This window comes from Streptomyces sp. NPDC111520 (genome assembly GCF_055635295.1).
The window spans coordinates 432,565-441,350 of the sequence record NZ_JBVKBW010000003.1; the positions used below are offsets into that span (position 1 = coordinate 432,565).

Sequence of the window (8,786 nt, forward strand, 5' to 3'; positions counted from 1 at the left end):
GGCGGTGGGAGCGGACGGACTCGGAGCGGTCCCCGGCCGGCGATGCGGGCGGTGGACGCGGCCCGGGGGCCGCCGGCCGCTTCGGTCGTGCCCCGCGTCCACCGGCCCGGCCCGGCATCACGACGGTGGTCCTGGCCGAGGAGCACCCGCCGGGGAGGGCTTCCGGACGGGCGGGGGCACCACGAGGGGCCCGAGGCCCGCACGGTGCCGGAACCCGTCAGGTCCGGGCTCGGCCCGGCGCTGCCGCCGCGTTCCGCGGCCGAGAAGGCGGCCGGCGTCGCCGCGGTGCCGCACACCGTACGGAAGGGCCGCACCACGACGGCGCGGGCGGGGCGGCGGCGGTGCCGACCGGCCTGCAGGCCGGGGCCCGGGTGCCGTGGGCCCCGGGCGCCGCTCACCCGATCGGCCCAGCGCCTTTTGCCCCGCCCGGGTGAGGGCCGCACAGTCGAGTGACGGCGGTAACCAGGCGCCCCATCCCCCGGGATGGACGAGGCGGTCCCCCGGGCGACCGTCCCGGGACCCGGCTCGACGGCCCTGCCAAGGCGGTCCCGTACCGCCCCGTGCGACCGAGGGTCCCTTCCGGGCCCCACGCCACCGTCCCGAGCGCGGCCACGGGCCTCCGCCCGGCACGGCCCGCGGCGTGCGCACGGTCCTCGCGCCCCCCAAGGATCGAGGTCCCATGGACAGCACCCCGAAGACACGCGTCGTTCTGCGGATCCGGCTCCACGAGGGCACGGGCGATCAGTATGCGGCGGCATACGACCTCGTGCACCGCGGCATCGTCAACGCCGACGGCTTCATCAGCTCGCAGTTGTGCCGGTCCCACGCCGACCCCGACAGCTGGATCGTGACCAGCGAGTGGCGGTCGCTGGACCAGTACCTCGCGTACCTGGCGAGCGAGGACTTCAAGGCGCGGCGCGTCGGGCTGCGGGAGCTGGTCCTCGAGCACGAGTCGACGCAGTACTCGGTCGTCGCCGACGTGAAGCCCTGACGCGGCGCCGGTTCCGGCCCCCGGGGCGGCTGCTCGGGTTCAAGTGGCCGCCCCGGGGGCCGGTCCGCGGGCGCGTCAGCGCCAGCGGTACAGCTCCTTGAGCCGGTTCACGACGATGTTGAAACGGCCCCGGTCGAGCGCGCAGGCCTCGCGGCGCATGCCGTCGGGGTGGACGCGCAGCACCCGGTCGACGTTCACCCAGGACGCGCGGCCGGACTTGTCCCACGGGCCGGAGCCGATGGCGACCCACTCGCGGTCGTCGTTGTGCTCCTTGCTGGAGAGCTGCACCGCGAGCAGCGTGTCGGTCCGCTCCCGCGCGACGACGAGGACCGGGCGGTCCTTGCCGCGGCCGTCGTTCTCCTCGTAGGGGACCCAGGTCCAGACGATCTCGCCCGGGTCGGGGTCGCCGTCGTGGGCGGGCGCGTACTCGGTGCGGACGGGGCCGACCTGCTCCGGCTGTGCCTCGGTGGTCGCGCTGGGGCCGTAGCGGCCGGGGTTCTCGGTGTCTATGGACGTCACGGGGCCACGCTAGCCGACAGCATCCGGCGCAGGCACAGCCCGTCCGGGGCGAGCGCGGTCAGCAGCGCGGCGGGACCGGCCAGCGGCGTCAGCACGGCCTCCCCGCGCTCCGCGTCCCGTACCGGTACCCGTGCCTGCGCCGGCTTGTCGGCGAACGCCGGGTCGACGACGAGCAGTTGGCCCACGGCACGGTGGGTGTGCAGGACGGCGGGCCCGGCCCACGCCGCCGCGCCCGGCCCGAAGGACAGCTCCTGGTCCAGCAGCGGACGGCCGCCGATCCGTACCGTGAGGCGGGTGGTGAGCCGGCCCGGCCGTTCCCCCGCGCGGCCGAGGATCTGCTCCTCGCGCAGCAGCAGGCGTGCGCCCGGGGCGAGTTCGGCCCTGGTGGTCATGTGCAGGTCGCTGCCCTGCGCGGCGATCAACGGCTCGGGCAGCCAGTGCAGTTCGGCGCCCTCGCCGACGGTGAGCCGTACGTCGTAGCGCGCTTGCTCCCCGTCGCGGCCGGGCAGCGCCACGGTGGCCGCCGCCGCGTCCACGTGCAGCACGGCGCCCGGCGCGGCGGTGACGTGCACGGCCAGCCGGTCGCCGCCGAGCGGTGCGGTCATGGCGCCGACGACCGTCACCCGGGCCGCCCGTCCGTCGGCGCACCGCGTACGGCGGAGCGCGAGCGGCCCCTCGCCGGTGAGTTCGGGCAGCGCGGTGCCGCCGCGGCCGTCCGGGACGGCGGTGATCCGCGCGGTGGCGTGGACGCCGCTCACGCGGGGACGGCGGCCCATGCCGCGAGCCGCGTACGGACCCACCCGGTGACGGGGGCGACGCCGTCCTCGGCGACCAGGGAGGTGAAGACCACCGGCAGGTCCCCGCGCTGCCGCTGCGCGTCGCGCGCCATGCGGCCGAGGTCGGAGCCGACGTAGGGGGCGAGGTCGGTCTTGTTGACCACCAGCAGGTCGGCCGTGGTGACCCCGGGGCCGCCCTTGCGCGGGATGTCGTCGCCGCCGGCGACGTCGATGACGAAGACCTGGGCGTCGACCAGGCCCTTGGAGAAGGTGGCGGTGAGGTTGTCGCCGCCGGACTCCACCAGGACGAGGTCCAGCGGCCCGACGGTGTCCTCCAGTTCCTCCACGGCCTCGAGGTTGGCGGAGATGTCGTCGCGGATCGCGGTGTGCGGGCACGCGCCGGTCTCCACGGCGGCGATCCGCTCGGGCGGCAGGACGGCCTCGCGCAGGAGGAAGTCGGCGTCCTCGCGGGTGTAGATGTCGTTGGTGACGACCGCGATGGACAGCTCGTCGCGCAGCGCGCGGCACAGCGCGGCGACGGTGGCGGTCTTGCCCGAGCCGACGGGGCCGCCGAGGCCGATGCGCAGGGCGCGGCGGGCGCCGTCGGGGCGGGCGGTGGGGCCGGCCCAGGTGTGCCGCTGCGGGAGGACGGTGTGGTCGTGGTCGAGGTGCATGGGCTCCCCCTAGGAGGCGAAGAGGCGGACGGGCCACCCGGCGTGGGCCTCGGCGTACACGTCGAGGAGAGGTGCGCAGGCGGCCGGCAGGGCGTCGGTGCCCTCGGTGAGGCAGCGGTGCGCGGCGTCGGCGGCCCGGGCGGCGACCTCGTCCAGGTCCGGTGCGAGCCGGGCGAGGACGGCGGTCACCGCGAACGGGTCGAGGCTCAGCAGGCGTAGGGCGGCGGTGGCCGGGCCGGTCACGGACTCGTACGCCGCGGCGTGGGCGGCGTCCGGCGGGGCGAGGCCGGCGGCCCCGGCCGTCACGCCGAGGACGACGGGCTGGTGGGCGCCCCGCGGCCGGGCGGCGGCGAGCGCGTCGAGTCCGGGTGACGGCCAGGCGGCGCGGGCGGCGCGCATCATCTGGCGGCCGAGGCGGCGGGCGCTCCGCCGCAGCGCGGGCGAGGGGGTGCGGGCGTCGGCGGCCTCGTCCAGGGCGAGCGGGTCGGCGCCCGCTGCGGCCGCGGCGGCAAGCGCCGCGGACACCAGGCCCGTGGTGTGCAGCCTGCCCCGGCAGAACTCCTCCAGCGTGCCGGGCCCGGTGATCCGGCCTGCCTCGACGGCGGCCTCGGCCCCTCCGGAGTGGGCGTGGCCCCCGGCGGGGAAGCGGCCGTCGGCGAGCAGCAGCAGGGCGGCGCGGTTCATCGTCCCCGTGCTCCGCTCAGAAGAGGAAGTACCGCTGGGCCATGGGCAGTTCCACAGCCGGTGCGGGTTCGACGACGTCTCCGTCGATGCGGACGGTGAAGGTGTCGGGATCGACCTCGACCCTCGGCATGGCGTCGTTCTCACGCATGTCCGTCTTGGTGACGCACCGGGTGTCGCGGATCGGGAGGAACTGCTTCCCGAGGCCGAGGCGTTCGGGGAGGCCGTCCTCGAGGGCGGTCTGCGTGACGAAGGTGAAGGAGTTGGCGGCGGGGGCCCGGCCGGTCGCCCCGAACATCGGCCGCGGCATGACCGGCTGGGGGGTGGGGATGGAGGCGTTGGCGTCGCCCATCTGCGCGTAGGCGATCTGGCCGCCCTTGAGGACGAGTTGGGGTTTGACGCCGAAGAACGCCGGCTCCCACAGCACCAGGTCGGCGAGCTTGCCGCTCTCGACCGAGCCGATCTCGCCGTCGAGGCCCTGGGCGACGGCGGGGTTGATGGTGTACTTGGCGACATATCGACGTGCGCGCAGGTTGTCGGCCCGCCCGTCCCCGGGCAGGGCCCCGCGCCGCCGTTTCATGACGTGCGCGGTCTGCCAGGTGCGCAGCACGACCTCGCCGATCCGGCCCATGGCCTGGGAGTCCGAGGAGATGATCGAGATGGCGCCCAGGTCGTGCAGCACGTCCTCGGCCGCGATCGTCCCGGGCCTGATCCGTGACTCGGCGAAGGCGAGGTCCTCGGGCACGGCGGGGTTGAGGTGGTGGCAGACCATCAGCATGTCGAGGTGCTCCTCGACGGTGTTGACGGTGTGCGGCCGGGTCGGGTTGGTCGAGGACGGCAGGACGTTGGGGTGCCCGACGACGGTCATGATGTCCGGCGCGTGCCCGCCGCCCGCGCCCTCGGTGTGGTACGCGTGGATGCCCCGTCCGGCGATGGCGGCGAGGGTGTCCTCGACGAAGCCGGCCTCGTTGAGGGTGTCGGTGTGGACGGCGAGCTGGGCACCGGTCGCCTCGCACACCGTCAGGCAGGCGTCGATGGCGGCCGGGGTGGCGCCCCAGTCCTCGTGGATCTTGAAGCCGACGGCCCCGCCGCGCAGCTGGGAGAGCATCGCCTCGTGGGAGACCGTGTTGCCCTTGCCGAGCAGGCCGATGTTGACGGGGTACTGCTCCAGCGCGGCGAACATCCGGGCCAGGTGCCAGGACCCCGGCGTGATGGTGGTGGCCTTGGTGCCCTCGGCGGGACCGGTGCCACCACCGACGAGCGTGGTGACGCCGGAGGCCAGGGCCTCGTCCACGATCGTCGGGGAGATGAAGTGGACGTGCGCGTCGACCGCCCCGGCGGTGACGATCCTGCCGTTGCCGGCGATGACCTCCGTCTCGGGTCCGATGACCAGGTCCGGGTGGACGCCGTCCATGGTGTCGGGGTTGCCGGCCTTGCCCAGCGCCGTGATCCGCCCGTCGCGGATGCCGATGTCCGCCTTGACCACGCCCCAGTGGTCCAGGACGACGGCGCCGGTGATCACCGTGTCGGGAGTGCCCTCGGCGCGGGTGGCGCGGGCCTGCCCCATCGACTCGCGGATCACCTTGCCGCCGCCGAAGACGACCTCGTCGCCCGAGCCGTCGGCGCCTCCCGAAAGGTCCCTCTCGACCTCGACCAGCAGGTCGGTGTCGGCGAGCCGTAGCCGGTCCCCGGTCGTCGGCCCGAACAGGTCGGCGTAGACCGCCCGCGAGAGCTCAGCCATCGAGGGCACCTCCGGTCTCCCCGCGCAGCCCGATCACGATCCGCGCGCCGCCGAGCGGCACGAGCTCGACCTCGACGGGGATGCCGGGCTCGAAGCGCACGGCGGTCCCGGCGGCGACGGCCAGGCGCTTGCCGCGGGCGGCGGCGCGGTCGAAGACGAGGCCGGGGTTGGCCTCGGCGAAGTGGTAGTGGGAGCCGACCTGGACCGGCCGGTCGGCGGAGTTCAGCACGGTCAGCCGGGTGACCGGCTTACCTGCGTTGAGCACGACCGGTTCGGCGGCGTGCAGGATCTCCCCGGGGATCACGCGGCGGCCCCTAGACGATCGGCTCGTGGACGGTGACGAGCTTGGTGCCGTCCGGGAAGGTGGCCTCCACCTGGACGTCGTGGATCATCTCCGGCACGCCCTCCATGACGTCGCCCCGGGTGAGCACCTTGCGTCCGGAGGCCATCAGCTCGGCGACGGTCCGGCCGTCCCGGGCGCCCTCGAGGAGGTGCGAGGTGATCAGCGCGACGGCCTCGGGGTGGTTCAGCCTCAGTCCCCTGGCCCGCCGCTTCTCCGCCACGTCGGCGGCGACGTGGACGAGCAGGCGTTCCTGTTCGTGGGGGGTCAGTCGCATGGCCACACCTCGCAGTCGTCCCGGGTGAACGGGCCCGCCGGGCGTCCCCGGCCCGCGGATCCGCTCTGCCGTTGTCCGGAGGGCGCAGGTTAGTCCGGTGGCGTTTCGTCCGCGTTAACCGCCGCCCTCCGGACGGACGGTGCCGGTCAGGGCGCGGACGCCCTCGCCGGGGTGGCGTCCTCCGGCAGGATGCCACGGCGTCCCAGCTCCCCTGCGTACGACACGGGTTCGGCACCCTTGGTGGCCTCGGTGCCTCGGCAGGACCGGCACCGGGGGTTCCGCGCCCGCGACGGCGCCCCTTCGACGCCACGAGGGGACGCTCAGGTCCCGTCGTGGCGGGCGTTCGTCGTGCCGCGGTGCTCGGCGGCGATGCCGAAGCGCCGCCGTTCGCCCGTGGCGGACACCGCTCCCCGCACCGAGGAGACCGTACTGACCACCGCCTCCTCGGGGGCGGCGTCCAGCTCCTGGAGTCGTTGCAGGTCAGCGGCGGAAACCAGGGCGACCAGCGGCTTGCCGTGACGGGTCACGACCACCCGCTCACCGCCGTAGACGACGCGGTTGATCAGTTCCGCCAGTTCCGCACGCGCTTGTGTCACCGGTACTTCGTGGGCCATGCTCCCCATCATAACGAGATGTACGTCCTGTACATTTTTTACAGCGACGGGCACCCCTGCCCAGGGTGCCCACGGAGGTGCAGCGATGCTTCGACCGACCGCCCGCTACGTCCTGCCCGAGTTCACCGAGCGCACCAGCGAGGGCGTGCGTTCCATGGACCCGTACTCCAAGCTGCTCCAGGAGCGGATCGTCCTGCTCGGGACGCCCATCGACGACACCTCGGCGAACGACGTGATGGCGCAGCTGATCCACCTGGAGTCCGCCGCACCGGAGCAGGACATCTCGCTCTACATCAATTCCCCCGGCGGGTCCTTCACCGCGATGACCGCGATCTACGACACCATGCAGTTCGTAAGCTGCGACGTGTCGACGGTGTGCGTCGGCCAGGCGGCCTCGGCGGCGGCCGTCCTGCTCGCCGCCGGAGCGCCCGGCAAGCGGCTGGCGACCCCCGGCTCGCGGGTGCTGATCCACCAGCCCTCGTTCGCGGAGGTGATCCAGGGCACCACGGCCGACCTGGAGATCCAGGCCAGGGAACTGCTCCGGCGCCGTGATCAGTTGGAAGAGCTGCTGGTACGCCACACCGGCCAGGACTCCGAGCGCATCCGGGCCGACATCGAACGGGACACGATTTTTGACGCTCCGTCGGCCCTCGCCTACGGCCTGGTGGACCGGCTGACGCTGAGCCGCAAGGACGGCGCCGGCCGCGCCCCGCGCGCCGTGCGGTGACCGGCCGTGGTGCCCGAACTGCCCCCGCTCCCGGCCCTGACCCGGGCCGAGGGCGAGCTCGTCGACGCCTACCTGGGCGTCGTGGACCTGCTGGGCCGGATCAACCCGTCCCGTTCCCGGGACACCTACGGGGCGCTGCGCGCCGCGCAGGCCCTGGTGGGGCGGGCGGCGGAGCTGCGTGACGCGCTGACGCTGATGCATGCGCGCGGGGAGAACGAGGTGCACACGGGGACACTGGAAAGGGCGCTGCGGGTGCTCGACGGTGAACGGCGCACGGGGCAGGTCACCTTGCCGTCACCGCGACCCCGCTGACGGAGCGTCACGACACACTGGTCCGTTCGGGCGGCGCGAACTCGAACCGAATGGACTCGCCCGATCGTTGTATCTGCCGTGGACGGCCGGATGACCCCGAGTTGCGCGATATGGCCGCACACAACCGGAATCTGACGCTCCATCCCAGGTGTTCGACTGCTTTCGAGTCGTCAGTCCATGGCCTGCGTCCCGGAGTCCACCCGAATAGGTGAGTCGTGAACAGACTCACATTCGACCGGTTGCGCTGGGAATCGACCGCTTCGGTGGGTGATCATCCCTTCGACGACAAGCCCCCGTCATCCCGGCGGGGCGGTCCGCGCGGACGCCGAATCCTGCCGCCGCGCGGATGCCAGGTCGACGACGACGCATCAGCAGGAGCGGAGGACCCGAGCAAGGCGGGTCCGGCGCCGGTCGCCGGACCCTTGGGGTGAAGCCGCAGCCGCGGCCGGGCATCTTCGCCTGCCCGAACCCGACAGGTCATCCTTCGCAGGCGGACGACGAAGGGTTGCGCATGAGTGCGCCGACAGCCATGTCCGGGGTCCTGTGCCGGCTGGGGGCGGTCTCCGCCCTCACGGCGGCCGCCGTGGCCGGTCCCGCGGTACTGCCCGAACTCGCCCAGCAGGCCGAGGCGGCGACCGTCTCCGCCAAGGCGCTGAAGATCGCGGCGTCCAAGAAGGGCGCCCTCTACCAGTACGGCGCGGCCGGTCCCGGCAGGTTTGACTGCTCCGGGCTCACCTTCTACTCGTTCAAGAAGGCGGGCAAGAAGCTGCCCCGCACCGCGGGGGCGCAGTACAACAGCGTCCGGCACATCCGGAAGTCCGGGAGGACCCGCGGTGACCTGGTCTTCTTCCACTACGGGAGCAACGTGTACCACGTGGGGATGTACGCCGGGCACGGAAAGATCTGGCACTCCCCCAGGCCCGGCGGGCGGGTGCGGCTGGAGAAGATCTGGAGCCGCAGCGTCTGGTACGGCCGGGTGAAGTGACCCCGGTCGCGGTTGTATTGGGGCCGGGGTCCCGGGGGGGGGGGGGGGAGGCACCCGGGTCGGGGAGCGGCGGGGGGGGGGGGGTGGCCCAACGGGGGCGCTTTTCTCATCAGGTGGGGGCTTGGTCTTGGTTTTCCTTTCCCTAGCTT

At 73.7% G+C, this 8,786-nt stretch carries 12 protein-coding genes and 1 riboswitch; of the genes, 4 read left to right on the top strand and 8 right to left on the bottom strand.

The annotated features are described in order from the left end of the window. Nucleotides 1-679 precede the first annotated feature (679 nt). Nucleotides 680-991 carry an antibiotic biosynthesis monooxygenase family protein gene (locus ACZ7MY_RS09380; protein WP_499600688.1) on the top strand — a complete coding sequence of 104 codons (312 nt, stop codon included), beginning with the start codon at nt 680-682 and terminating at the stop codon, nt 989-991. A 75-nt stretch (nt 992-1,066) separates the two neighbouring features. Here ACZ7MY_RS09380 and ACZ7MY_RS09385 read toward each other — a convergent pair whose 3' ends face one another. From ACZ7MY_RS09385 to ACZ7MY_RS09420, 8 genes are all read right to left on the bottom strand, one after another. Next, a complete protein-coding gene (locus ACZ7MY_RS09385; protein WP_499600689.1) occupies nt 1,067-1,510 on the bottom strand; it encodes a type II toxin-antitoxin system PemK/MazF family toxin in 444 nt (147 codons plus the stop codon). Then, nucleotides 1,507-2,286, bottom strand: a complete 780-nt coding sequence (locus ACZ7MY_RS09390) for an urease accessory protein UreD (RefSeq protein WP_499600690.1) — start codon at nt 2,284-2,286, stop codon at nt 1,507-1,509. The genes ACZ7MY_RS09385 and ACZ7MY_RS09390 overlap by 4 nt, the downstream gene beginning before the upstream one ends. Beyond that, the gene (gene ureG, locus ACZ7MY_RS09395) at nt 2,265-2,960 is read right to left on the bottom strand and encodes an urease accessory protein UreG (protein ID WP_499600691.1); all 696 of its coding nucleotides are present in this window, start codon (nt 2,958-2,960) and stop codon (nt 2,265-2,267) included. The genes ACZ7MY_RS09390 and ureG overlap by 22 nt, the downstream gene beginning before the upstream one ends. Nucleotides 2,961-2,969: 9 nt before the next feature. Then, nucleotides 2,970-3,644 carry an urease accessory protein UreF gene (locus ACZ7MY_RS09400; protein ID WP_499600692.1) on the bottom strand — a complete coding sequence of 225 codons (675 nt, stop codon included), beginning with the start codon at nt 3,642-3,644 and terminating at the stop codon, nt 2,970-2,972. A gap of 16 nt (nt 3,645-3,660) precedes the next feature. Next, entirely contained in the window at nt 3,661-5,382 is a 1,722-nt protein-coding gene (locus tag ACZ7MY_RS09405) for an urease subunit alpha (protein WP_499600693.1), read from the bottom strand. Next, on the bottom strand, nt 5,375-5,686 hold the full coding sequence (locus tag ACZ7MY_RS09410; RefSeq protein WP_499600694.1) for an urease subunit beta: 312 nt from the start codon (nt 5,684-5,686) through the stop codon (nt 5,375-5,377). The genes ACZ7MY_RS09405 and ACZ7MY_RS09410 overlap by 8 nt, the downstream gene beginning before the upstream one ends. A 10-nt stretch (nt 5,687-5,696) precedes the next feature. After that, on the bottom strand, nt 5,697-5,999 hold the full coding sequence (locus ACZ7MY_RS09415) for an urease subunit gamma (protein ID WP_499600695.1): 303 nt from the start codon (nt 5,997-5,999) through the stop codon (nt 5,697-5,699). A 320-nt stretch (nt 6,000-6,319) separates the two neighbouring features. Next, entirely contained in the window at nt 6,320-6,613 is a 294-nt protein-coding gene (locus ACZ7MY_RS09420; protein ID WP_499600696.1) for a type II toxin-antitoxin system Phd/YefM family antitoxin, read from the bottom strand. 85 nt (nt 6,614-6,698) lie between these two features. On the opposite strand from ACZ7MY_RS09420, the gene ACZ7MY_RS09425 reads away from it, so the two are divergent. The 3 genes from ACZ7MY_RS09425 to ACZ7MY_RS09435 all read left to right on the top strand — a co-directional run bounded on the left by ACZ7MY_RS09425 (nt 6,699) and on the right by ACZ7MY_RS09435 (nt 8,637). Then, nucleotides 6,699-7,340 (top strand): ATP-dependent Clp protease proteolytic subunit, encoded by a 642-nt coding sequence (locus ACZ7MY_RS09425; RefSeq protein ID WP_499600697.1) that lies wholly within the window; start codon nt 6,699-6,701, stop codon nt 7,338-7,340. A 6-nt stretch (nt 7,341-7,346) separates the two neighbouring features. After that, nucleotides 7,347-7,652, top strand: coding sequence for a hypothetical protein (locus ACZ7MY_RS09430; RefSeq protein ID WP_499600698.1), 306 nt, complete (start codon nt 7,347-7,349; stop codon nt 7,650-7,652). Between the two features lie 351 nt (nt 7,653-8,003). Further along, nucleotides 8,004-8,160, top strand: a riboswitch (cyclic di-AMP (ydaO/yuaA leader). Between the two features lie 3 nt (nt 8,161-8,163). Then, nucleotides 8,164-8,637: a C40 family peptidase gene (locus ACZ7MY_RS09435; protein WP_499600699.1), complete on the top strand. Its 474-nt coding sequence runs from the start codon at nt 8,164-8,166 to the stop codon at nt 8,635-8,637. Nucleotides 8,638-8,786: the final 149 nt, after the last annotated feature.

What these genes read in the sequence shown, in the direction of transcription:
- ACZ7MY_RS09420 (WP_499600696.1), bottom strand. Translation starts at nt 6,613, where the DNA reads ATGGCCCACGAAGTACCGGTGACACAAGCGCGTGCGGAACTGGCGGAA.
- ACZ7MY_RS09400 (WP_499600692.1), bottom strand. Translation starts at nt 3,644, where the DNA reads ATGAACCGCGCCGCCCTGCTGCTGCTCGCCGACGGCCGCTTCCCCGCC.
- ACZ7MY_RS09390 (WP_499600690.1), bottom strand. Translation starts at nt 2,286, where the DNA reads ATGGGCCGCCGTCCCCGCGTGAGCGGCGTCCACGCCACCGCGCGGATC.
- ACZ7MY_RS09435 (WP_499600699.1), top strand. Translation starts at nt 8,164, where the DNA reads ATGAGTGCGCCGACAGCCATGTCCGGGGTCCTGTGCCGGCTGGGGGCG.
- ACZ7MY_RS09380 (WP_499600688.1), top strand. Translation starts at nt 680, where the DNA reads ATGGACAGCACCCCGAAGACACGCGTCGTTCTGCGGATCCGGCTCCAC.
- ACZ7MY_RS09415 (WP_499600695.1), bottom strand. Translation starts at nt 5,999, where the DNA reads ATGCGACTGACCCCCCACGAACAGGAACGCCTGCTCGTCCACGTCGCC.
- ACZ7MY_RS09405 (WP_499600693.1), bottom strand. Translation starts at nt 5,382, where the DNA reads ATGGCTGAGCTCTCGCGGGCGGTCTACGCCGACCTGTTCGGGCCGACG.
- ACZ7MY_RS09425 (WP_499600697.1), top strand. Translation starts at nt 6,699, where the DNA reads ATGCTTCGACCGACCGCCCGCTACGTCCTGCCCGAGTTCACCGAGCGC.
- ureG (WP_499600691.1), bottom strand. Translation starts at nt 2,960, where the DNA reads ATGCACCTCGACCACGACCACACCGTCCTCCCGCAGCGGCACACCTGG.